Source organism: Geodermatophilus sp. SYSU D01176 (genome assembly GCF_054050015.1).
In genome coordinates this window covers 35,644-57,435 of the sequence record NZ_JBJGYN010000019.1, presented here as the reverse complement: position 1 = coordinate 57,435, position 21,792 = coordinate 35,644, and the positions used below count along the sequence as shown (strand labels likewise).

Here is a 21,792-nt window from a genome sequence, read left to right as displayed (position 1 = left end):
GCGGGCCGGACGGTGGGCGCGGGAGCCGGGTTCCCGGGCCCCGCCTCCCCGCACACCGTTGCCGGAACCCGTCCGCTAACCGCCCAGACCGCCGAGGAAGGCGTCGGTCACGTCCACGGCCACGCTGCTGGACTGACCGGTCTCGACGAGGACGGCGAAGGCCAGGTCGCCCTGCGGCCCGGCCAGCTGGTAGCCCATGAACCAGCCGTGGGCGTCGGGCGGGGTGTTGGTGCCGAACTCGGCAGTGCCGGTCTTGCCGTAGACCTCGCCGCGGTCGGCCAGGCCGCTCGCCGTCCCGGAGAGGACGACCTCGCGCATCATCGGCCGCAGCGCCTCGAGCACCGCCGGGTCCGGACCGGCGGGCACCTGCCCGGCCGGCTCGGCGCCGACGACCTCGACCGGCACGGCCGGGGTCCCGCCGGCCACGCCCGCGGCGACGAGGGCGAGCTGCGCGGGGCTCATGAGCACCTGGCCCTGCCCGATCGCGTCGGCCGCCTTCGTCGTCCCGGTGCTGTCGGCCGGCACCTCGCCGCTGAACACGTCGACGGGGAGCTGCCAGTCGGTGCCGACGCCGTAGGAGGCGGCGGCGGTGGCCAGCGCGTCGTCGGGCAGCTGCAGCCCCTGCTGCATGAAGGTCGTGTTGCACGACCGCGCGAAGGCCGCGGTGAACGGGACGGTGCCGAGGTCGAACTGGTCGGCGTTCTCGAACTCACGACCGTCGACCACGAAGGTGCCCGGGCACGGCACCGGCGTCTGCGGGGTCAGCGTGCCGGTGGCCAGCAACGCGGTGGCGCTGATCGTCTTGAAGCTCGAGCCGGGCGGGTACTGGCCGGTGAACGCGTTGCCTGCGGCAGCGGCCTCGTTGGACGACACCCCCACGATCTCGCCCGTGCCGGGCCGGACGACGACCAGGTGCGTCGGCAGCTGCTGGGTGGCGACGGCGGCGTCGGCCGCGGTCTGCACCGCGCGCACCAGCGGTGTCTGCACCGGCTCGCCGGGCACCGGCGGCACCGCGTCGACCTCCCGGCCGGGGTCGCCGGTGGCCTCGTCGGTGCTGACCACGCTCACGGTGAAGCCGGGTGTGCCGGTCAGCTGCTCCTGGAGGGCGCGCTGCAGTCCGGAGAGGCCGAGCTCGTCGCCGGCGGCGTACACCGGTGTGCCGTCCTCGGCGGTCTCCTCCAGCACCTCGGCGGTCGCCGGGCCGACCCGGCCCAGCAGGGCCGAGGCGAAGCGGGGGGTGGGCGCCAGCAGCCGGGTGTCGGTGGGGAACACCGCGCCGGGCAGGTCGAAGACCTGCGCGCGGATGGCCTCGAAGTCCGGCCGGCGCAGCGTGATCACCGGCACGAACTGGCCGGCCGGCGCGGCCTGGACGTCGGCGACGATCTCCTCGGCGGGGATCCCGGTGGCCGCCGACAGCCCCGCGGCCAGCGCCGGCAGGTCGGTGACCTGACCCGGGTCGACGCCGACGTTGACCACCTCGGCGGGGGTGAACAGCGGCTGGCCGGCCGCGTCGGTGACGGCCGCGCGCTCGGGCAGCTCGCGTTCCAGCCGCAGTCGCTGGCCCTCCGCCAGCTCCGGGTGCACGAGGGTCGGCTCGGCCACGACGTCCCAGCCCTCCTCGGCCTCCTGCAGCCGCAGGGTGGCGGGGTAGCTCCAGTCGGGGGCGGCGGCGAGGTCCCAGGTGGCGGTCCAGCCGACGGTGGCCGTGCCGTCCTCGACCGAGACCTGGCCGACCTCGGCGCTGAGCCCGGCTCGCGGGAGGTCGCTCGCGGTCTGCTCGAGCAGCGCGGTCGCGGCCTCCGGGTCGGTGGTCGCGCCGGCGGCGGCCGCGGTGTCCCCGGCAGACCAGTCGGCCAGGAACGCCTCGGCCGCGGCGCGGACGTCGTCCTCGGCGTCGCCGGAGCAGCCCACCAGCACCGGCACGGCGAGCAGCGTGAACGTGGACCCCAGGACCGTTCCCCGACGTGTGCGCACGGGCAGACAGCGTTCCAGACGAGACCGCCGATCCCGGGGAGGCCGCCCCCCGTGCAGGGTCCCGCCGCGAGCCTGCGGGGGACGGGGGGCAAGGGGGTCCTCTCTCAGAACAGGACGCTGGCGAAGCGCCCGACCTCGTGGAACCCGACCCGGGCGTAGGCGGCGCGGGCCGGGCCGTTGTAGTCGTTGACGTAGAGGCTGACCACCGGCGCGATCGCGGTGCGGGCGTAGTCGACCACGGCCGCCATGCCTGCGGTCCCGATGCCGCGGCCGCGGTGGGCGGGGGTGACCCACACGCCCTGGACCTGGCAGACGCTGCGGGACACCGCGCCGATCTCGGCCTTGAACAGCACCTCGCCGCCCTCGATCCACGCCAGCGACTGCCCGGCGCGGACCAGGTCGGCCACCCGCGCCCGGTAGCCGGCGCCGCCGTCCACCCGCAGCGGGCTGACCCCGACCTCCTCGGTGAACATCGCCACCGCCGCCGGGAGCAGGACGTCGAGCTCCGCGGGGCGGACCGGTCGCACCCGCGGCTCCGGGGCGAGCGCGGGCGGTCCCTCGATGGCCAGCAGCGGCTGGCGGGGCCGGTGGTCGCGGGCCGGGCCCCACGTGGGTGCCAGCAGCTCCCACAGCGGGTCCACCGACGCCGCGGGGCCGACGATGGTCGAGCAGCGCCGGCCCGTCCGGCGGGCCCGGTCGGCGAAGGCGGTCGCCGCCGCCTGCTCCGCACCGGGGAGGGCGAAGGGGATCAGGTTGGCCCCCGCCAGGCAGACGGCGTCCAGCGAGCGGCCGCTGTCCAGGCCCCACAGCGGGGCGCCGAGGGCCGAGGCCGCGGTGCCGGCGGCCTCCACGCGCCCGGCGATGACGCACGCGGCCACCGGGTCGGTGGCGAGCAGGGACCGGACGGCGGGTTCGTCGGTCTCGTCGAGGACCCGCGCGGTCGGCGTGCGCAGCACCGGACCGGTCAGCCGACGGTGACGACGGGCGGGCCGGAGGGGGTGCCCTCGTCGACCTGCTCACCGGACGGGCGCATCTCCCCGGCCAGTCGAAGAGCCTCCTCGATGAGGGTCTCCACGATCTGCGACTCCGGGACGGTCTTGATGACCTCGCCCTTGACGAAGATCTGCCCCTTGCCGTTGCCGGAGGCCACGCCCAGGTCGGCCTCGCGGGCCTCCCCCGGGCCGTTGACGACGCAGCCCATCACCGCGACGCGCAGCGGCACCTCCATGCCCTCCAGCCCGGCGGTCACCTCGTCGGCCAGCGTGTAGACGTCGACCTGGGCGCGACCGCACGACGGGCAGCTGACGATCTCCAGGCCGCGCTGGCGCAGGTTGAGCGACTCGAGGATCTGGGTGCCGACCTTGACCTCCTCGGCCGGCGGGGCCGACAGGGACACGCGGATCGTGTCGCCGATGCCCTGGGAGAGCAGCGCACCGAAGGCGACCGCGGACTTGATGGTGCCCTGGAACGCGGGGCCGGCCTCGGTGACCCCGAGGTGCAGCGGGTAGTCGCACTGCGCGGCCAGCAGCTCGTAGGCGCGCACCATGACCACCGGGTCGTTGTGCTTCACCGAGATCTTGATGTCGCGGAAGTCGTGCTCCTCGAACAGCGAGCACTCCCACAGCGCCGACTCGACCAGCGCCTCGGGCGTGGCCTTGCCGTACTTGGCCAGCAGCCGCTTGTCCAGCGACCCGGCGTTGACGCCGATCCGGATCGGGATGCCGGCGCCCTTGGCCGCCTTGGCGATCTCGCCGACCTTGTCGTCGAACTTCTTGATGTTGCCCGGGTTCACCCGCACGGCGGCGCAGCCGGCGTCGATCGCGGCGAACACGTAGCGCGGCTGGAAGTGGATGTCGGCGATGACCGGGATCTGCGACTTCTTCGCGATGATCGGCAGCGCCTCGGCGTCGTCGGTGTCGGGCACCGCCACCCGCACGATCTGGCAGCCGGAGGCGGTCAGCTCGGCGATCTGCTGCAGCGTGGCGTTGATGTCGGCGGTCTTGGTCGTCGTCATCGACTGCACGCTGACCGGGTGGTCGCTGCCGACCCCGACGCCACCGACGTCGAGCTGACGGGTCTTGCGCCGGGGGGCGAGGACGGGCGGGGGTGCTGCGGGCATGCCGAGACCGACGGGGATCGCCATGTGCCCCAGTATCCCCACCACCTGCAGGTCGGCGCCGCGAGCGGCGGGGATGCCTACTGCAGTGTGATCGGGTTGACGATGTCGGCGATCAGCAGCAGGCCCGAGAGGACGACGAAGAGGCCGGCCACGACGTAGGCCACCGGCATCAGCCGGGCGATGTCGAACGGGCCCGGGTCCGGCCGACCGCGCAGCCGGGCGACGACCGAGCGCGCCTTCTCGTACAGCGCGCCCGCCACGTGCCCGCCGTCGAGCGGGTAGATCGGCAGCAGGTTGAACAGGAACAGCACCAGGTTGATGCTGGCCAGCAGCTGCAGGAACGTGCTGACCTTCTCCATGGTGGTCAGCTCCGGGATCGAGAACACCTCACCGGAGATGCGCCCGACGCCGACGACGCCGATCGGGCCGTTGGGGTCGCGCTCCTCCCCCAGGAACGCCGCGCGGAACAGCTGCGGGATGCGCTCGGGGATCTCGACCAGCCGCTCGACGGCGTTGACCACGATGGTGCCGAAGTAGGCGGGTACGTCCGCGAGGTCCTGCCGGGCCAGCACGCCGCTCGGCGAGACCCCGAGGTAGCCGGCGGTCGTCGTCCCCTCGGTGGGGTCGGTCGGATCCGCGTAGACGGTGTTGGGGATCGGCGTCACGGTGAGCTGCTGCCGGGCGCCGTCCCGCTCGATGGTGAGGTCCAGCGGCTGCCCGGGGCTGGTGCGGATCGCCTCCTGCACCGTCGTCCAGCTGTCGTACGCGGTCGGTTCCAGCGGCTTCCCGTCGATCGCGACGATCGTGTCGCCGGGGCGCAGGCCGGCGGCCGCGGCGGGGCTCTGCTGGGGCAGCGCGCACCCCGGCGTCCCCTCCTCGCAGGTCCGCCCGGACGGGTCGATCGGCACCGTGCACGGGTCGGCGCCGGTCTGGGCCTGGGAGATGGCGGTGGCGGGCAGCACGCAGGCGGGGACGGTGCGCACCGTCGTGGTCAGCACGCCGGTGCCGACGACGGTCAGCAGCACCGTGAAGAGCAGCACCGCCAGCACCAGGTTGTGGAACGGGCCGGCGAACATCACGATGACCCGCTGCCACCAGGGCTTGGCGTAGAACACCCGGCCCTCGTCGCCGGGGCGGACGTCGTCGAGGGCCGCGCCACGCACCTCGGCGATGAACGAGCGCATCCGGGTGGCCCGCGTGCTCTCGTTCTCCTCGGCCGGCGGGATCATGCCGATGATGCGGATGTAGCCGCCGAGCGGGACGGCCTTGATGCCGTACTCGGTCTCACCGCGGGTGCGGGAGAAGACCGTCGGGCCGAAGCCGACCATGAACTGCGGCACCCGCATGCCGAACTTCCGGGCCCAGAAGAAGTGCCCGTACTCGTGGAAGGCGATCGAGAAGAGCAGCCCGGCCCCGAAGGCGACGATCCCGAGGACGGTCAGCAGCAACCCGCTCAGCTCAGCCTCCGGCGATCACGCTCCCGGCATGCTGCCGGGCCCACCCCTCCGCCGCCAGGACGTCCTCGACGCAGGTGGGGGCGCCGAGGTCCGGCGCGTCGTCGAGGGTACGCGCGACGAGGTCGACGATGCCCCGGAACGGCAGCCGACCCGCGAGGAAGGCCGCGACCGCCTCCTCGTTGGCCGCGTTGTAGACCGCCGGGGCCACGCCGCCCGCCTCGCCGGCGGAGCGGGCCAGCCCGACCGCGGGGAACGCCTCGTCGTCCAGCGGCGCGAACTCCCAGCTGCTCGCCGCCGACCAGTCCAGGGCCGGCTGCACGTGCGGCAGCCGGTCGGGCCAGGCGAGGGCCAGCGCGATCGGCAGCCGCATGTCCGGCGGGCTGGCCTGGGCGATGGTGGCGCCGTCGGCGAAGGTCACCATCGAGTGCACGATCGACTGCGGGTGCACGACGACGTCGATGTCGGCGAGGGGGACGTCGAACAGCAGGTGCGCCTCGATGAGCTCCAGGCCCTTGTTCACCAGGGTCGCGGAGTTGATCGTGACGACCGGGCCCATCGCCCACGTCGGGTGCGCCAGTGCCTGCTCGACGGTGACGTCGGCCAGCTCGGCGGCGGTGCGCCCGCGGAACGGTCCGCCGCTGGCGGTGAGCACCAGCCGGGCCACCTCGCCGCGGGTGCCGCCGCGCAGGCACTGGGCCAGCGCCGAGTGCTCGGAGTCGACCGGCACCAGCTGCCCCGGCGCCGCCGCCGCGGTCACCAGCTCCCCGCCGGCCACCAGCGACTCCTTGTTGGCCAGCGCGACCGTGCGACCGGCCCGCAGCGCCGAGAGCGTGGGACGCAGCCCGATCGACCCGGTGATGCCGTTGAGGACGACGTCCGCGGGGCGGGCGGCCAGCTCCTCGGCCGCCCGCGGCCCGGCGAGGATCTCCGGCAGCGCGTACTCGCCCCGGGACCAGCCGCGCTGGGACGCCGCGGCGTAGAAGGCCAGCTGGAGGTCCTGGGCGGCGGTCGCGCGGGCGACGGCGACGGTGCGGACGCCGAGGGAGAGCGCCTGCTCGGCCAGCCGGGCGACGTCCCCGCCCCCGGCCGCCAGGCCGGTGATCCGCAGCCGGTCCGGGTTCTGCTGGGCCACCGCGATCGCCTGGCGGCCGATCGACCCGGTGGAGCCCAGCACCGTCACCTCGCGCACGCCGTCCACGGCCCGCATCCTCCCCCGACGCGCCGTCCCTCCCTCGGTGGGTGGCTCCTCCGGCGGGCTGGCAGGATGTCGGTGTGAGCGAGCAGACCCACCGCGAGCGGATCTCCGTGGACCACCCGGCGACGGGGCGGGTCAACCAGCCCGGGCGCGAGGAGGCCGTCGTCCGGGCCGACGCCCACCCGGTCGAGCACGAGCGCCCGGAGGACTGGGGCTGGCACGGCGAGACCGGCAGGTGGGGCCGCGTGGGCGCGGTCATCGCGACCCTGTTCATGCTCTCCTACCTCATCGGCAACCACGAGGGCCGCGTCGAGGACATCTGGGTCGTGACCATCGCCGCGCTGATGGTGCTGATCCTGCTGGTGGACTGGCGCCGCCGCCGGAACGCCTGGCGCGCCAAGTAGCGCAGACCTCGAGAGGCCCGTCCCCTGCCGCAGGGGGCGGGCCTCTCGTCGTCCGTGCGGGGAACGGGTGGGACGGATCGTTGCCCTTCCGAGACCAGGTGACCCACCTCTCCCCTCCAGTCCGGGACGATCACAGCCGATGGGAGGGCAGAGAGGTCCGGAGTGCCGGGCCCCTGACCGTGACCGGAGAGCCACGATGCCCCGCACCACCACCCGCGCCGCGACCCTGACCGGGCTGACCGCCACCACCGTGGCCACCGGCCTGCTGCTCGCCCCTGCCGCACTCGCGGCGCCCCTGACCACCCCCACCGCGCCGTCGACCGCGACGGCCGGTGCGCCGTTCCAGGTCAGCGGGACCGGCTGCGTCGCCGACGACGCCCAGAACCCCGACTGGGTGGCGTTCGCCGTCGTCGTCACCGACCTGGCGGACTTCGAGGCGGCCGAGCCCACGGGCGTCTTCCTGGCCGAGCCGGCCGAGGACGGCTCCTGGTCGACGGCGGTCTCGTTCCCGGCCGGGACCACCGGGACGCACTCGCTCTACGCCGCCTGCGCCACCTCCTACGCCGGCGAGCCGGTGGAGTACCCGGAGATCACGGTCAGCGTGTCGTCCGGGACCTCCACCCCCGTGACGGAGACCCCCACCACGACCACCCCGACCCCGACCACCGCCGCGCCCCCCGCCACGACCGCACCGACCTACGTGGTCCGGGGCACGCAGGCCAACACCCCGGGTGTCGCCAGCCCGGACGAGGGCTCGGCCACCGGTGACAGCGCGGCCCCGGGCCGCAAGGTCGTCAAGGTCCTCACCGGCTTCAAGCCCGGCGAGGTCGTCACCGTGACCCTGCACTCGACCCCGCAGACCGTCGGCACCTTCACCGCCGACGGCACCGGCACCGTGACGGCCTCCTTCACCGTCCCGGCCGGCACCCCGACCGGCGACCACACGCTGGTCTACGAGGGCAACATGGGCACCTACTTCCAGGAGTCCTTCACCGTGACCGCGGCCGCCACCACCTCGAACCCGTCGTCGTCGAGCCTGGCCTACACCGGCGCCGACATCGCCCTCCCGCTGGGCCTGGGCGTGGGTGCCCTGGCGCTGGGTGGCGGCCTGGTGTTCGCCGCCCGCCGCCGGGCCGCGGAGGGTTCGCAGGTCTGAGCGTGACCGCAGCGCACCACCCCGACGCCGGCCAGGGCTCCCCTGGCCGGCGTCGGCCGTTCCGGGGACGGCGGCGCTGGACCCGGGGCGCCCTCGCCGTCCTCGCCCTGCTGCTGGTCGCGGTCGGCGCCGACGTCGCGCTGCTCACCGGCCGCGTCGGCGAACTCGCCGTCGACCTCGCCGCGGACGACGCCGACGGCCGCACCTGGGTGCTGGTCGGCCTGGACTCCCGGGAACAGCTGCCCCCCGGCGCCGACCCGGCCGACTTCGGCACCGCCGCGGACGTCCCCGGCGCCCGCGCCGACGTGGTGGTCGTCGTCCACCAGACCGATGCCGGCACCACGGCGCTGTCGGTGCCGCGCGACCTGCTGGTCGTCTCCGGCCGCACCGGCGAGCGCCTCGCCTCGACCTGGCTGGACGGGCCACGGGCCACGGTCGCGGCACTGTGCGGGCTCGGCATCCCCACCGACCACCTGGTCACCGTCGACCTGGCCGGGTTCGCCGCGGTGGTCGACGCCGTGGGTGGCCTGGACGTCGACGTCCCCGCGCCCGTGCGGGACGAGCCGGCCGGCCTGCTGCTGACCCGGGCCGGCCGGCGGCACGTGGACGGCGCCACGGCGCTGGCCCTCGTCCGCTCGCGGCACCCCGAGCACCGGGTGGACGGCACCTGGGTGCCCGCACCGGTCGACCCGGACGGGCGCGCCGACACCGCCGGCGCCGTCCTCGCCGGTCTGGTGGACCAGGTGCGCGCGGCCTGGTCGCGGCCGGCGCGGCTGCAGTCCCTGGCCTGGGCCGCCTCGGGCGCGGTCGCCGTCGACCCGGGGACCTCCGCGACCGACCTGCTGGCCCTGGCCCGCGCCGACCTCGGCCCGGTGACCGTCCTGTCGGCCGGGGAGCCGCTGGGCGGGACGCCGGCGCGGCTCCCCACGGCCGACACCACGGCCGCCGTCGCCGCGGCCGGACTGTCCTGCCGGGAGGGAGGGGTCAGCTGACCCCGACGCCGATGGCGACCCCGACCCCGTAGGTCAGCCCGGCCGCGGCCGCGCCGAAGAGCAGCTGGCGCAGGGCGGCGTACCACCAGGGCCGCGGCGTGAAGCGCGACGACAGCGCGCCGGCCGCGGCCAGGCCCACGGCACCGCAGACGAGAGCGGCGGCGAGCACGGAGAACCCGAGCAGGTAGGGCAGCAACGGGACCACCGCCCCGGTGGCGAACGTGACGAACGAGGAGACCGCCGCCGTCCACGGCGAGGGCTTGTCGGCCGGGTTGAGCCCCAGCTCGGCGACCACGTGCAACCGGAGCGCGGTGTCGGGGTCGCGGTGCAGCTGGACGGCGACCCGCTGGGCGAGGTCGGCGTCGACACCGCGGGCGCGGAGCATCTGCACCAGCTCGGCGAGCTCGCCGCGCGGGTTGCGCTCGAGCTCGCGGCGCTCCTTCTCCACCTCGAGGTCGAGCTGCTCGTTCTGCGTCCGCACCGAGGTGTACTCCCCCAGCGCCATGGAGATCGCGCCGGCGACCAGGCTGGCCACGCCGGAGAGCACGATCGCGCGGGAGGAGGCGCCTCCGCCGCCGACCCCGGCGACGAGCGCGGTGTTGGTGACCAGCCCGTCCATGGCGCCGAAGACGGCGGCCCGCAGCCACCCGCCGGAGACGTCGGCGTGGCTGTGCTCGTGCGCCTCGGCCGCCGGCGCCTCGGACGTCACCCGTCCGCCTCGGCGCCCAGCTCCACCGGCGGCTCGAGGGACGGCTGCGGCAGCGCCACGGCCGGGACGCCGGCCACCCGGTCGGCCGCGGCCAGCTGCCCGCAGGCGCCGTCGATGTCCTGCCCGCGGGTGTCGCGGACCGTCGTCGGGACGCCCTGCGCACGCAGCCGGGCGACGAACTCCCGCTGCGCCGGCAGCGGGCTGGCGTCCCAGCGGCTGCCCGGCGTCGGGTTCAGCGGGATGAGGTTGACGTGCGCCCGCCGGTCGGCGAGCAGCCGGCCCAGCAGGTCGGCGCGTTCCGGCTGGTCGTTGACGTCCCGGATGAGCGCGTACTCCACCGAGTACCGGCGGCCGGTGCGCTCGGCGTAGGCGTCGGCGGCGTCGACGACCTCCTGCACCTTCCACCGCGTGTTGATCGGCACCAGCGTGTCGCGCAGCTCGTCGTCGGGAGCGTGCAGGCTGACCGCGAGCGTGACGTGCAGCCCCTCCTCGGTGAGCCGCCGGATGGCCGGGACGACGCCGACCGTGGAGACGGTCACCGAGCGCTGGGACAGGCCCAGCCCGTGCGGCGCCGGCGTCACCAGCGCGTCGAGGGTCTTGCGGACCCGGGCGTAGTTGGCCAGCGGCTCGCCCATGCCCATGAAGACGACGTTGGACAGCCGGCCCGGCCCGCCGGTGACCTCGCCGTTGGCCATCGCGGCGGCGGCGGCGACCGCCTGGCCGATGATCTCCGCGGCCGAGAGGTTGCGGGTCAGCCCGTTCTGGCCGGTGGCGCAGAAGGGGCAGGCCATGCCGCAGCCGGCCTGGCTGGAGATGCAGACGGTGGCCCGGTCCGGGTAGCGCATGAGCACGCTCTCCACCAGCGCGCCGTCGTGCAGCCGCCACAGCGTCTTGCGGGTGCGGCCGCCGTCGGCGCTCAGCGTCCGCACCGGCGTGAGCAGCCCGGGCAGCAGTGCACCGCTGAGCTCCTCGCGGACCGCGGCCGGCAGGTCGGTCATCTGCGCCGGGTCGGTCACCCCCCGGTAGAAGTGCCGGGCGAGCTGGTCGGCGCGGAAGGCGGGCTGGCCGAGTTCGGCGACCGCGGCGCGGGCCTCCTCACGGGTGAGGTCGGCCAGGTGGCGCGGCGGCTTGCCCCGGCGGGGGGCGTCGAAGACCAGGGGGAGGGCAGTCATGGCGCCCTCCATGGTCCCATCCCGCACCGGTGCGTGCGCCGCTCCGCGGGTGAGGTCCCTCGCTCAGGACACCTGCTCGTCGGGCACCGGATCGGTGGTCGCCGGCGTCTCGGGGACCACGTCCGGGGTGTCACCGTCCGGGTCCGGCGTCGGGACGTCGGTCGTGGTCGGCGCCGGCGTCGACGTCGGGCCGGGTGTCGCGGTGGGCGTAGGGGTCGGGGTGGCCGTCGGGGTCGGGGTGGGTGTCGGCGCCGGGGGCGGCGGAGGCGCCGACCCACCGGTCGGCACCTGGCCGGCGGCGGGGTCCGGTGGCTGGCCTCCCGGGGCCGCGGCCGGCGTCTCGGGGAGCACCGGCGGGACGGCCACGGACGGCGACGCCTCCGGGGCCGGCACGGTCACCGGGGAGGGGGCGGGCGGCCTGGGGGCGCGCACCGGAGCGGGGTCCGCGCGGAGCTCCTGCACCGGGGTGGTCGGCACGGGCGTGGTCGACACCGCGGCGCTGGTCGTCGGGGCGGCCGGGACGGCGTCGGTGGTCCCGGGCGGCGTGCTCGTGGGAGTGGGCAGGGCGGGTGCGGCGACCACACCCGGTGACGACTGCACGTCCGCGCTCGGGACCGGGTCGGAGGAGGACCCGGCCAGCAGGACGGCGCCCGCGATGCCGCCGGCGGCGAGCAGGCCGACCGCCACGGCGGTCGCCGCCCGGCGCCGGGGCCGCACGCGCGGGGCGACGACGACCCGCGGCCGCACGGTCTCGGCTGCAGCGGCGAGGTGCGGGGCCGGGATGGCGTTCGGGGTGGCGGCGGCCGCCTGGGGCGCGGCACGCTCCGGATCGCCGTCCTCGGGTGCGCCGTCCTCGGGTGCGCTGGCTTCGGGTGCGGCGTCCTCCGGGTCACCGTCCTCGGGGGCGAGTGCCCCCGGCGCGCAGTCGGCGCCGCGGCCCTCCGGACCGCTGTCCTCGGGGCCGTCCGACAGCGTGTCCTCGGCGTCCGCCCCGGGCCCGGTCACCCACCCCGGCAGCCAGGCCTGCTCCCAGTCGTCGGCCGGCGGCGCCTCGTCGGCCGGTGGCCCGACGGCACCCGGCGAGGTGCCGGTCGGCCCGGGGTCGATCGATCCCCCGTCGTCCTGCCCTGCCGTCATCACACCTCCAGCCACTCACCGTCATCGGGAACTCACGCAAAGGAGCGAGATCATGGTCGCGGACGCGACGGGCCGGTTCCCGGAGGCGCGACGGGGACCCGCCGCGAGGCTGCCCACACCGCCCGCGGCGGGGGCCCGGCGCGGCCAGCTAGCGTCGGCCGGGTGACCGAGGCGGCGAGCGGACCCACCCCGCTCGACACCGTCGGGGTCGGCCCCTGGGACGGCCCGTGGCCGGAGGACCCCCGGTACGACCCCGAACTGCTCGCCGCCGGCGACCGGCGCAACGTCGTCGACCGGTACCGCTACTGGACCGTCGAGGCGATCGTCGCCGACCTCGACACCCGCCGGCACCCCTTCCACGTCGCCATCGAGAACTGGCGGCACGACCTGAACATCGGCACGGTCGTGCGGACGGCGAACGCGTTCCTCGCCGAGGCCGTCCACATCGTCGGACGGCGGCGCTGGAACCGCCGGGGTGCGATGGTGACCGACCGCTACCAGCACGTGCGCCACCACGCCGACGTCGCGGAGCTCGTCGCGTGGGCGCGGTCCGAGGGGCTGCCGCTGCTCGCCGTCGACAACCTGCCCGGCGCGCGCCCGCTGGAGACCGAGCCGCTGCCCCGCGCCTGCGTGCTGCTGTTCGGCCAGGAGGGCACCGGCCTGTCGGCGGAGGCGCGCGACGCCGCGGACGGCGTCCTGTCCATCGCCCAGTTCGGCTCCACCCGCTCGATCAACGCGGGCGTCGCAGCGGGCATCGCGATGCACGCCTGGATCCGCCAGCACGGGACTGCGCCGCCGTGACCATCGACAGGTGGGCGTACGACACGCCGACCGGGCCGACCACCCGCCGATGATCACGGCCGTCGGGCGCTCGGGATGACACCGCGGGTGACAACCGCCAGGCTCCGGGCATGAGCCGTCTCGCCGAGGTCGACCTGTCCGTGCGGCTGTCCAAGAAGGAGGCCAAGCAGCAGCTGGCCGCCGCCCAGGAGCGGCTGGTGCACCTGCGCCTGCTGCTCGGCGGGCAGATCGGCTCCGGGGAGCTGGGCCCGCCGCTGTGCGTGCTCTTCGAGGGCTGGGACGCCTCGGGCAAGGGTGGGGCGATCAAGCGGCTGGTCGAGCAGCTGGACCCCCGGCACGTCCGGGTCGCCCAGTTCGCCGCCCCCACCTTCGACGAGAAGCGGCACCACTTCCTGTGGCGCTTCTGGCCGGTGCTGCCTGGCTGGGGCGGCATGGCCGTGCTCGACCGCACCTGGTACGGCCGGGTGCTGGTCGAGCGGGTGGAGGGCTTCGCCACCGAGGAGCAGTGGCGGCGGGCCTACGCGGAGATCGTCGACCTCGAGGACACGCTCGCCGCCGAGGGCATGACCATCGTGAAGTTCTGGATGCACGTCTCCCCGGAGGAGCAGCTGCGCCGCTTCGAGTCCCGCCGCGACGACCCCTACCGGGCGTGGAAGCTCACCGACGAGGACTGGCGCAACCGGGGCAAGCGGGAGGAGTACGAGGCCGCCGTCGAGGAGATGCTGGAGCGCACCTCCACCGCCGTCGCCCCGTGGCACGTCATCCCCGCCGACGACAAGCGGTGGGCGCGGGTGGCCGTGGTGCGCGCCGTGTGCGAGGCGGTCGAGTCGGCGCTGCGGGCCCGTGGCATCGACCCCGACCCCCCGCTGCCCGCGCCGGCCGCGTGAGCGTGCTGGTCCACCTGGTCGAACCGGCGGCCTGGCGCGCGGCCCTCGACGACGGGGCGCTGCGCCCGCCGTCCCTGACGCAGCAGGGGTTCGTGCACCTGTCCACCCCCGGGCAGGTGCACCTGCCGGCCGCGCGGCTGTTCCCCGGACGGCGGGACCTCGTGCTGCTCGTCGTCGACCCGGCGCGGCTGACCGACCCGGTGCGCCGGGGACCAGGAAGCCGGCCCTGTCCCCGGGCCCGCCCTGAGCTCGCGCAGGGTGGGGAGGACGGGGTCCCTCGTCTGCACGGCCCGCTGCCCACGAGCGCCGTCGTCGCCGTCGTCCCGTACCGGCCGCCCGCCGAGCCGGTCCTCCCCCGTCCGGACGACGCACTGGGCCGCGCCCTCGCGCTCGCCCTCTCCGTGCGGACCCGGCGGGCGGCCGAGGTGCGCGACGTCCCCGGGGGCGTCGCCGTGCTGGACCCGCGCTTCCGGTACTCGCGGGACGACAACCGGCTCCTGCTCACCGAGCCGGTGGACGCCGACGACGTGGCCGCGGCCACCGCCGCGGTCGCCGCCGACGCGGGCTGGCCGCACCTGGCCGCGTCGCTGACCTGGGCGGGCGCGGACGAGACCGCCGGGGACCTGGCCGGCCGGGGGTGGCGGGCCGAGGAGCTGCTGGTGATGGCCCGGCCCGCCACGCCGCTCCCGCCCGGCCGCCGCGCCGAGGCGGTCGACCAGCGGGAGGTGCACGACCTGTGGGAGCGCTCGTGGCGCCGCGACCTGCCGGCGTCCGAGGCCGACCTGGACGAGGTGGTGGCGCAGCTGGTGGGCCGGGAAGACCGCAACGACCGGGTGGTCGCGGTGACCGACCTCGCCGTCCGGGAGGAGGGCCGGGTGGTGTCGGCCGGTCAGCTGCGCGTCGACGGGGCGACCGCCGCGTTCGAGTCGCTGGCCACCGACCCCGCGGCGCGGGGACGGGGTCACGGGGACGCCGTCCTGGCCGCCGCGTTGGACCGCGCCGCGGCCGCCGGCTGCGACCTCGTGGTGCTGGAGGCAGACCCCACCGACTGGCCCCATCGCTGGTACGCCCGGCGCGGCTTCGTCCCGGTCGGGTCGACCTGGGAGGTCTCCGCTCAGGTGGGCGCGACCACCGAGAGCAGCAGGTAGGCCACGGCCGCGGAGGGCAGCAGCGAGTCCAGCCGGTCCATGATCCCGCCGTGGCCGGGCAGCAGGTTGCCCATGTCCTTGATGCCCAGGTCGCGCTTGATGAGCGACTCCCCGAGGTCGCCGGCGGTGGCGCTGACCGCGAGGGCGACGCCGAACAGCACGCCGCCCCACCACGGACCGCCGAGTGCGAGCGTCACGACGGGGGTGGCGACCAGGACGCAGGCGAGGACGGAGCCGGCCATCCCCTCCCACGACTTCTTGGGGCTGACCGAGGGCGCCATCGGGTGCTTGCCGAACAGCACGCCCGCGGCGAAGCCGCCGACGTCGTTGCCGACGACCGTCGCGATGAACGCCAGCACCCGGGCGGCGCCGTCGTCGGGCACCAGGAGCAGGACGCAGAACCCGGCCAGCAGCGGCACGTACAGCGCGACCAGGACGCCGGCCGAGGCGTCCCGCAGGTAGCCCTCCGGGCCGCTCCCGAGCCGCCACAGCAGGACGGCGAGCACCGTGAGCAGGAACGCCACGACCAGGCCGGAGGCGCCCCGGGTCCACGCCAGGGCGAGCATCGCCACGGCGCCGGCGAGGACCGGTACCAGGGGTGCGTGCACGTCCCCCGCCCGCAGCGCCCGGGTCAGCTCGACGACGCCGACCAGGATGGCGACCAGCAGGACCAGCAGGAACGCCGCCCGGTAGACCAGCAGCGAGACCAGGATGAGCGCGCCCAGGCCCGCACCGACGCCGACGGCGGCGACCATGTCGCGCCCCGCCCGCCCCGGCTTCTTCGCGGGCGGGTGCACCAGGTCCGGGCCCACGGACTCGGTCGTCGACGTGGGGACCTCGACCTCCGCCGTCCTCGGCTCCCGCGGCGACGGCTCCGGGGTCGCCGGCGGCTGCACGGGCAGCGGCGCGGTGCGCAGGTCGGTCCGCGTCCGCGGCAGGGCCTGCGGAGGCGGTGCCGGGCGCCGGCCGACGGCGGGGATCGGCCCGGTGTCGTGGTCGGGGGTCATGGCGGGGGTCCGGCCGGCTCAGACCTCGAGGAGCTCGGACTCCTTGTTCTTGACCGCGTCGTCGATGCCGTGCACGTGCTTGGCGGTGAGGTCGTCGAGCTCCTTCTCCGCCCGGCGCACCTCGTCCTCCCCCGCCTCGCCGTCCTTGGCGATGCGGTCGAGCTCCTCCTTGGCCCGGCGGCGCACGTTGCGGATGGCCACCTTGGCGTCCTCGCCCTTGGCGCGGGCCTGCTTGACCAGGTCGCGGCGGCGCTCCTCGGTCAGCTGCGGGAACACCACCCGGATGATCTGGCCGTCGTTGGTCGGGTTGACGCCGAGGTCGCTGTCGCGGATCGCCTTCTCGATCGCCGACAGCTGGCCGGTGTCGTAGGGCTTGATGACCGCCATGCGCGCCTCGGGCACGGTGATGGACGACATCTGCGGCACCGGCGTCGGGGCGCCGTAGTAGTCGACCAGGACCTTGTTGAACATCGACGGGGCGGCGCGCCCGGTGCGCACCGAGCCGAGGTCCTCGCGCGCGACCGACAGGGCCTTGTCCATCCGCTCCTCGGCGTCGAGCAGGGTGTCGTCGATCACGGGTCTCTCCTCCTGGTGCGGCGGAGTGCTCCGCCGCGGGTGCGGGTCTGCGGGCTGGCCGACGCGGCGCTCAGGCCGGGTCGCTGATCAGCGTCCCGATCCTCTCACCTGCCACCGCACGGGCGATGTTGCCGTCGCGCAGCAGGTTGAAGACCACGATCGGCATGCTGTTGTCCATGCAGAGGCTGATGGCCGTCGCATCGGCCACCTTCAGCTGCTTGGCCAGCACCGTGGCGTAGTCCAGGTCCTCGTACATCACGGCGTCGGAATTGGTGCGGGGGTCGTCGTCGTAGACGCCGTCCACCCCGTTCTTGGCCATGAGCAGCACCTGGCAGCCGATCTCCAGAGCACGCTGCGCGGCCACCGTGTCGGTCGAGAAGTACGGCATGCCGGCGCCGGCACCGAAGATGACCAGCCGGCCCTTCTGCAGGTGCCGCACCGCCTTGCGCGGGATGTAGGGCTCGGCGACCTGCCCCATCTCGATCGCCGTCTGCACCCGCGTCTCCAGGCCGACCTGCTCGCAGAAGGCCTGCAGCGCCAGGCAGTTCATGACCGTGCCGAGCATGCCCATGTAGTCGGCGTGCCGGCGGTCCATGCCGGCCTGGGACAGCTCGGCGCCGCGGAAGAAGTTGCCCCCGCCGACCACCACGGCGACCTGGGTGCCGCCGTGGACGACGTCGGCCAGCTGGGTGGCGATGTCCTGCACGATCCCCGAGTCGACGCCGACCTTGCCGCCGCCGAAGGCCTCCCCGGAGAGCTTGAGGAGGACCCGCTTGTAGCCCGCGCCGTCCGCGGGCTCGAAGGCGGTCGGGGCGGACAGGGGCGCGGTGTGCTGCGGCGCGGCGGTGTCGGTCAACGGTTCTTCCCTCGCTCGGCGTCGTTCCCCTGATCCTGCCGCACGGCGCGTGCGGCAGCTCGCGGGCAGGGGTCCCCGCACCGGTACCCGGACACGCCACCGGCCCCGTCCCTGGTGCGGGACGGGGCCGGTGACGTGCTGGAACCGGCCACCCTTCAGGAACCCGCCAGCCCCGTCCCGGGTCCCACCCCGAGCGTGCGCAGGGTGGGGAGGACGGGGTCTTCCTACGAGGCGTGGGGGAAGGGTGGTCCTCCTACTGCTGGCCGACCTCGAAGCGGGCGAACCGCTCCACGGTCAGGCCGGCCTCGTCGACGATCTGCTTCACCGTGCGCTTGGGCTCGGTGATCGACGGCTGCTCGAGCAGGACGAAGTCCTTGTAGTAGGCGTTGACCCGACCCTCGACGATCTTGGTGATCGCCTGCTCGGGCTTGCCCTCCTCCTTGGCCGTCTGCTCGGCCACGCGACGCTCGGTCTCGACCGCCTCGGCCGGGACCTCGTCGCGGCTGAGGTAGCGCGGGCGGGCCGCGGCGATGTGCATCGCCAGGCTGCGCGCGGCGTCCTCGCTGCCGCCGCTGTACTGCACCGCGACACCGATCGCCGGGGGCAGGTCGGTGGCCCGCTTGTGCAGGTACGTGGCGGTCTGGCCGTCGAAGACCGCGAACCGGCTCAGCACCAGCTTCTCGCCGATGCGGGCCGACTCGCCCTCGACCAGGGCGGCGACGGTCTGGCCGTCCACCTCGGTGGCGAGCAGCGCGTCGACGTCGGCCGGCTTGCGCTCGAGGACGACGTCCAGCAGGCGCTCGGCCAGCGCGACGAAGTCCGCGTTCTTGGCGACGAAGTCGGTCTCGCAGTCGAGCTCGAGCAGCGCGCCGTCCTTGCTGACGACGACACCGTTGGTCGTCGAGCGCTCGAGGCGCTTGCCGACGTCCTTGGCGCCCTTGACGCGCAGGAACTCGACGGCCTTGTCGTAGTCGCCGTCGGCCTCGGTGAGCGCCTTCTTGCAGTCCATCATGCCGGCGCCGGTGGCGTCGCGGAGACGCTTGACGTCGGCCGCGGTGAAGTCAGCCATGCCTCTTCCTCGGAGTCTCGTTCGGTGTGGGACGCGCGGCCCCGCCCTCCCACCCCGAGCATGCGCGGAGGTGAGGAGGACGGGGGGCCGCGTCAGCCGTTCTGGGCGCCCTGGGTGCCGGTGTCCGTGCCGCCGGTGGCGGGGACGCCCTCGACCGGGGCGATCTCCTCGGCGGTCACGGCCGGGGGCTCGGCCGGGGTCTCCGGCAGCGGGGTGGCCTCGGCGCCGGCGGCGTCGCCCTGCTGGCCGGTGAGCAGCTCGCGCTCCCAGTCGGCCAGCGGCTCGTCGCCACCGATGGCCTGCTGGCCGCCGTCCTCACGGCCGGCGTTGGCCTGCGCGGCCGACCGGGCCATGAGGCCCTCGGCCACGGCGTCGGCGATGACGCGGGTCAGCAGCGCGGCGCTGCGGATGGCGTCGTCGTTGCCCGGGATCTTGTAGTCGACCTCGTCGGGGTCGCAGTTGGTGTCGAGGATCGCGACGACCGGGATGTTCAGCTTGCGGGCCTCGCCGACGGCGATGTGCTCCTTCTTGGTGTCCACGATCCAGACGGCGCTGGGCACCTTCTGCATGTCGCGGATGCCGCCGAGGCTGCGCTCCAGCTTGGCCTTCTCGCGGGTCAGGCCCAGCTGCTCCTTCTTGGACAGGCCGGCCATGACGCCGGTCTGCTCCATGTCCTCGAGCTCCTTGAGCCGCTGCAGCCGCTTGTGGACGGTCGAGAAGTTGGTGAGCATGCCGCCCAGCCAGCGCTGGTTGACGTAGGGCATGCCGACCCGCTGCGCCTGCTCGGCGATGACCTCCTGCGCCTGGCGCTTGGTGCCGACGAACAGGATCGAGCCGCCGTGCGCGACCGTCTGCTTGACGAACTCGTAGGCGTTGTCGATGTACCCGAGCGTCTGCTGCAGGTCGATGATGTAGATGCCGTTGCGCTCGGTGAAGATGAACCGCTTCATCTTCGGGTTCCAGCGACGGGTCTGGTGCCCGAAGTGGACGCCGCTGTCGAGCAGCTGCTTCATGCTGACGACTGCCATGGCCGCAGCCTCTCTGTGCTCTGCGCGCGGCCACGCCGGGCCGCGCTCCTCGGTTGTCGCGGGCACCGGGTGGCGCTCCGCCCTGGCGTCCGGGCCGCCACGACCCCGCGGAGGACCGCGGGGACCGGGGTGGCGACCGTCCCGCTGCTGCCAGCGGACGAGAGGACGCGCGAAGTCGACCCGTCGCGGACGGGTCGCGCCCGACAGCATACGCCGCGCCGCCGGCGGCCCTCCCCAGCGGCCGGGGCCGTCCACAGACCGACGGGCTCCGCCCGGTCGGCCGCTGGGACGACGCAGGCTCTCCCCGTGCGCCGACGGGTCCTCGCTCCCCTGCTGCTCCTGGTGGCTCCGCTGCTCGCGGCGGGTGCCCCGGCCGTCGCGGCACCGGCCGCGACGGCCGACGTCCCCGCCGGCCTGTGGTCGCGCCCCGTGGACGGCGCGGTGACCCGCCCCTTCGACCCGCCCGCGGACCGGTACGCGGCCGGGCACCGCGGCGCGGACCTCGCCGGGGAGCCCGGAGCGCCGGTCCGCGCCGCCGGGGACGGCGTCGTCGTCTTCGCCGGGATGGTGGCCGGGCGGCCGGTGGTCAGCGTCGACCACGCCGGTGGCCTGCGGACGACGTACGAGCCGGTCGACGCCGTGGTGGGCGCCGGGCAGCCGGTCGCGCGCGGCGCGGTGCTCGGGACCCTGGCGGCCGGCCACGCGGGGTGCCCGGTCGCGGCCTGCCTGCACTGGGGGCTGCGCCGCGGTGAGGACTACCTGGACCCGCTGTCGCTGCTGGAGCCGCCCGAGGTCCGGCTGCTGCCCATGGGCTGACCGCGCGCCGTCAGGCCCGGGTGGGGGTCGCGGTGAGCACCTCGTGGAAGTGCTCGACCGTCGGGAACGGGTCGTAGAAGGCGTGCAGGAGCTCCCGCCAGCGCCGGTGGGCGGCCGAACCGCGGAAGCCCTCGGTGTGGTCCTCGAGGCGCTCCCACTCGACCAGCAGAAGGTAGGTGCCCGGCCGCTCGAGGCAGCGCGACAGCGAGAGCCGCCGGAAGCCGGGGCTGGCGGCGATCAGGGCGCGGGCCTCGGCGAACGCCGCCTCGAAGTCGGCCTCCCGTCCGGGGACGACCGGCAGCAGCGCGTGCTCGAGGACCACTGCTCGGGCGACGGCCCGGGCGCGACTCCGCGCTCCGGTCCGCTCCTCGCTCGCGCCTCGCTGCGGTGCCCCCGGAGCTGTCGTCACGCGATGTCGGCGAGCTTGGTGCGCAGGTGCAGCACGGCCTTGGTGTGCAGCTGGCAGATCCGGCTCTCGGTCACGCCGAGGACCCGGCCGATGTCGGCCAGGGTCAGGCCCTCGAAGTAGTAGAGGCTGACGACGACCTTCTCCCGCTCGGGCAGCTGCTCGACCGCGCGGGCCAGCAGCTGGCGGGCCTCACCGTGCTCGGCCATGGCCTGCGGGTCCAGCGCGCTGGTGTCCTGCAGCGTGTCGACCAGGCGGGGGGCGCCCCCCTCGTCGTCGGACAGCAGCTCGTCGAGCGCCACCACGTTGACCAGGGAGAGCTGGCCGAGGAACTTGCGGACCTCCTCGACGTCCATGTCCATCTCGGCGGCCACCTCCTCCTCGGAGGGGCTGCGCTGCAACCGGCTCTCCAGGGCGGCCACGGTGCGCTCGAACTGCCGGGCCTTCATCCGCACCGACCGCGGGATCCAGTCGGTGCTGCGCAGCTCGTCGATGATCGCGCCGCGGATGCGGGCCATCGCGTAGCTCTCGAACTTGACCTCGCGCGACGGCTGGTAACGGGTGATCGCGTCGATCAGGCCGAAGGTGCCGTAGGACACCAGGTCGGCCTGCTCGACGTGCGCGGGCAGGCCGCTGCCGACCCGGCCGGCGACGAACTTCACCAGCGGCGCGTAGTGCAGGATCAGCCGGTCGCGCAGCTCGGGCGCCCGGTCGGCGACGTAGGCGGCCCACAGCTCGGCCAGCGCGGCGTCGGCGTCGTCCGGGGTCTCGTCGAGCCGGTGGATGGCGGCCTCGGTCACGGTCTGCGCTCCCGACTGTCGGAGGCCCCTGACGGGTGACCTCGGGGTGGGCACGGCGGCGGTGCGCGATCCGGTGGCGCGCA

At 75.1% G+C, this 21,792-nt stretch carries 22 protein-coding genes; 7 read left to right on the top strand and 15 right to left on the bottom strand.

What is annotated here, in order from left to right; translation table 11 throughout:
- Positions 1–75: 75 nt before the first annotated feature.
- The 5 genes from ACI78Z_RS12375 to dxr form a co-directional block, all read right to left on the bottom strand.
- Entirely contained in the window at positions 76–1,974 is a 1,899-nt protein-coding gene (locus ACI78Z_RS12375) for a penicillin-binding transpeptidase domain-containing protein (protein ID WP_457036833.1), read from the bottom strand.
- A gap of 104 nt (positions 1,975–2,078) precedes the next feature.
- On the bottom strand, positions 2,079–2,930 hold the full coding sequence (locus tag ACI78Z_RS12370; protein ID WP_457036832.1) for a GNAT family N-acetyltransferase: 852 nt from the start codon (positions 2,928–2,930) through the stop codon (positions 2,079–2,081).
- A gap of 8 nt (positions 2,931–2,938) precedes the next feature.
- Positions 2,939–4,117, bottom strand: a complete 1,179-nt coding sequence (gene ispG / locus ACI78Z_RS12365; protein WP_457036831.1) for a flavodoxin-dependent (E)-4-hydroxy-3-methylbut-2-enyl-diphosphate synthase — start codon at positions 4,115–4,117, stop codon at positions 2,939–2,941.
- Positions 4,118–4,170: 53 nt separating this feature from the next.
- Positions 4,171–5,541, bottom strand: a complete 1,371-nt coding sequence (locus tag ACI78Z_RS12360) for a M50 family metallopeptidase (protein WP_457036830.1) — start codon at positions 5,539–5,541, stop codon at positions 4,171–4,173.
- Positions 5,542–5,551: 10 nt separating this feature from the next.
- Positions 5,552–6,757, bottom strand: a complete 1,206-nt coding sequence (dxr, locus tag ACI78Z_RS12355; protein ID WP_457036829.1) for a 1-deoxy-D-xylulose-5-phosphate reductoisomerase — start codon at positions 6,755–6,757, stop codon at positions 5,552–5,554.
- Between the two features lie 65 nt (positions 6,758–6,822).
- On the opposite strand from dxr, the gene ACI78Z_RS12350 reads away from it, so the two are divergent.
- The 3 genes from ACI78Z_RS12350 to ACI78Z_RS12340 all read left to right on the top strand — a co-directional run bounded on the left by ACI78Z_RS12350 (position 6,823) and on the right by ACI78Z_RS12340 (position 9,297).
- Positions 6,823–7,149 carry a DUF2631 domain-containing protein gene (locus ACI78Z_RS12350; protein ID WP_457036828.1) on the top strand — a complete coding sequence of 109 codons (327 nt, stop codon included), beginning with the start codon at positions 6,823–6,825 and terminating at the stop codon, positions 7,147–7,149.
- A gap of 196 nt (positions 7,150–7,345) precedes the next feature.
- Positions 7,346–8,305 (top strand): hypothetical protein, encoded by a 960-nt coding sequence (locus tag ACI78Z_RS12345; RefSeq protein ID WP_457036827.1) that lies wholly within the window; start codon positions 7,346–7,348, stop codon positions 8,303–8,305.
- A 2-nt stretch (positions 8,306–8,307) separates the two neighbouring features.
- Entirely contained in the window at positions 8,308–9,297 is a 990-nt protein-coding gene (locus ACI78Z_RS12340) for an LCP family protein (RefSeq protein ID WP_457036826.1), read from the top strand.
- Here the strand turns inward: ACI78Z_RS12340 and ACI78Z_RS12335 are convergent.
- The 3 genes from ACI78Z_RS12335 to ACI78Z_RS12325 all read right to left on the bottom strand — a co-directional run bounded on the left by ACI78Z_RS12335 (position 9,290) and on the right by ACI78Z_RS12325 (position 12,315).
- Positions 9,290–10,006 (bottom strand): VIT1/CCC1 transporter family protein, encoded by a 717-nt coding sequence (locus ACI78Z_RS12335; protein WP_457036825.1) that lies wholly within the window; start codon positions 10,004–10,006, stop codon positions 9,290–9,292. The two genes, ACI78Z_RS12340 and ACI78Z_RS12335, sit on opposite strands and share 8 nt — an antisense overlap.
- Positions 10,003–11,178 (bottom strand): 23S rRNA (adenine(2503)-C(2))-methyltransferase RlmN, encoded by a 1,176-nt coding sequence (gene rlmN / locus ACI78Z_RS12330; protein WP_457036824.1) that lies wholly within the window; start codon positions 11,176–11,178, stop codon positions 10,003–10,005. Before rlmN ends, ACI78Z_RS12335 begins: the two co-directional genes overlap by 4 nt.
- A 63-nt stretch (positions 11,179–11,241) precedes the next feature.
- Positions 11,242–12,315: a hypothetical protein gene (locus ACI78Z_RS12325; protein ID WP_457036823.1), complete on the bottom strand. Its 1,074-nt coding sequence runs from the start codon at positions 12,313–12,315 to the stop codon at positions 11,242–11,244.
- 162 nt (positions 12,316–12,477) lie between these two features.
- Here ACI78Z_RS12325 and ACI78Z_RS12320 point away from each other — a divergent pair, with 162 nt between their 5' ends.
- The 3 genes from ACI78Z_RS12320 (at position 12,478) to ACI78Z_RS12310 (ending at position 15,151) form a co-directional block, all read left to right on the top strand.
- A complete protein-coding gene (locus ACI78Z_RS12320; RefSeq protein ID WP_457036822.1) occupies positions 12,478–13,116 on the top strand; it encodes a TrmH family RNA methyltransferase in 639 nt (212 codons plus the stop codon).
- Between the two features lie 110 nt (positions 13,117–13,226).
- Entirely contained in the window at positions 13,227–14,003 is a 777-nt protein-coding gene (locus ACI78Z_RS12315) for a polyphosphate kinase 2 family protein (RefSeq protein WP_457036821.1), read from the top strand.
- Entirely contained in the window at positions 14,000–15,151 is a 1,152-nt protein-coding gene (locus tag ACI78Z_RS12310; protein ID WP_457036820.1) for a GNAT family N-acetyltransferase, read from the top strand. The genes ACI78Z_RS12315 and ACI78Z_RS12310 overlap by 4 nt, the downstream gene beginning before the upstream one ends.
- Here ACI78Z_RS12310 and ACI78Z_RS12305 read toward each other — a convergent pair.
- From ACI78Z_RS12305 to rpsB, 5 genes are all read right to left on the bottom strand, one after another.
- Complete coding sequence (locus tag ACI78Z_RS12305; RefSeq protein ID WP_457036819.1) at positions 15,118–16,158, bottom strand: phosphatidate cytidylyltransferase; 1,041 nt, start codon at positions 16,156–16,158, stop codon at positions 15,118–15,120. The two genes, ACI78Z_RS12310 and ACI78Z_RS12305, sit on opposite strands and share 34 nt — an antisense overlap.
- Before the next feature lie 18 nt (positions 16,159–16,176).
- Positions 16,177–16,734: a ribosome recycling factor gene (gene frr, locus ACI78Z_RS12300; protein WP_448609669.1), complete on the bottom strand. Its 558-nt coding sequence runs from the start codon at positions 16,732–16,734 to the stop codon at positions 16,177–16,179.
- Positions 16,735–16,804: 70 nt separating this feature from the next.
- Positions 16,805–17,590: a UMP kinase gene (pyrH, locus tag ACI78Z_RS12295; RefSeq protein ID WP_457036818.1), complete on the bottom strand. Its 786-nt coding sequence runs from the start codon at positions 17,588–17,590 to the stop codon at positions 16,805–16,807.
- Between the two features lie 253 nt (positions 17,591–17,843).
- Complete coding sequence (tsf, locus tag ACI78Z_RS12290; protein ID WP_457036817.1) at positions 17,844–18,659, bottom strand: translation elongation factor Ts; 816 nt, start codon at positions 18,657–18,659, stop codon at positions 17,844–17,846.
- A 92-nt stretch (positions 18,660–18,751) separates the two neighbouring features.
- Complete coding sequence (gene rpsB / locus ACI78Z_RS12285; protein ID WP_457036816.1) at positions 18,752–19,687, bottom strand: 30S ribosomal protein S2; 936 nt, start codon at positions 19,685–19,687, stop codon at positions 18,752–18,754.
- Positions 19,688–19,993: 306 nt separating this feature from the next.
- On the opposite strand from rpsB, the gene ACI78Z_RS12280 reads away from it, so the two are divergent.
- On the top strand, positions 19,994–20,503 hold the full coding sequence (locus tag ACI78Z_RS12280) for a murein hydrolase activator EnvC family protein (RefSeq protein ID WP_457036815.1): 510 nt from the start codon (positions 19,994–19,996) through the stop codon (positions 20,501–20,503).
- A 10-nt stretch (positions 20,504–20,513) separates the two neighbouring features.
- Here the strand turns inward: ACI78Z_RS12280 and ACI78Z_RS12275 are convergent, their stop codons facing one another.
- Positions 20,514–20,825 (bottom strand): antibiotic biosynthesis monooxygenase family protein, encoded by a 312-nt coding sequence (locus ACI78Z_RS12275; RefSeq protein ID WP_457036814.1) that lies wholly within the window; start codon positions 20,823–20,825, stop codon positions 20,514–20,516.
- Positions 20,826–20,908: 83 nt separating this feature from the next.
- Positions 20,909–21,709, bottom strand: coding sequence for an RNA polymerase sigma factor WhiG (gene whiG, locus ACI78Z_RS12270; RefSeq protein WP_457036813.1), 801 nt, complete (start codon positions 21,707–21,709; stop codon positions 20,909–20,911).
- Positions 21,710–21,792: the final 83 nt, after the last annotated feature.

Coding starts and splice junctions, on each gene's coding strand:
- ispG (WP_457036831.1), bottom strand. CDS start 4,117: ATGGCGATCCCCGTCGGTCTCGGCATGCCCGCAGCACCCCCGCCCGTC.
- dxr (WP_457036829.1), bottom strand. CDS start 6,757: ATGCGGGCCGTGGACGGCGTGCGCGAGGTGACGGTGCTGGGCTCCACC.
- ACI78Z_RS12345 (WP_457036827.1), top strand. CDS start 7,346: ATGCCCCGCACCACCACCCGCGCCGCGACCCTGACCGGGCTGACCGCC.
- rlmN (WP_457036824.1), bottom strand. CDS start 11,178: ATGACTGCCCTCCCCCTGGTCTTCGACGCCCCCCGCCGGGGCAAGCCG.
- ACI78Z_RS12325 (WP_457036823.1), bottom strand. CDS start 12,315: ATGACGGCAGGGCAGGACGACGGGGGATCGATCGACCCCGGGCCGACC.
- ACI78Z_RS12315 (WP_457036821.1), top strand. CDS start 13,227: ATGAGCCGTCTCGCCGAGGTCGACCTGTCCGTGCGGCTGTCCAAGAAG.
- ACI78Z_RS12305 (WP_457036819.1), bottom strand. CDS start 16,158: ATGACCCCCGACCACGACACCGGGCCGATCCCCGCCGTCGGCCGGCGC.
- tsf (WP_457036817.1), bottom strand. CDS start 18,659: ATGGCTGACTTCACCGCGGCCGACGTCAAGCGTCTCCGCGACGCCACC.
- rpsB (WP_457036816.1), bottom strand. CDS start 19,687: ATGGCAGTCGTCAGCATGAAGCAGCTGCTCGACAGCGGCGTCCACTTC.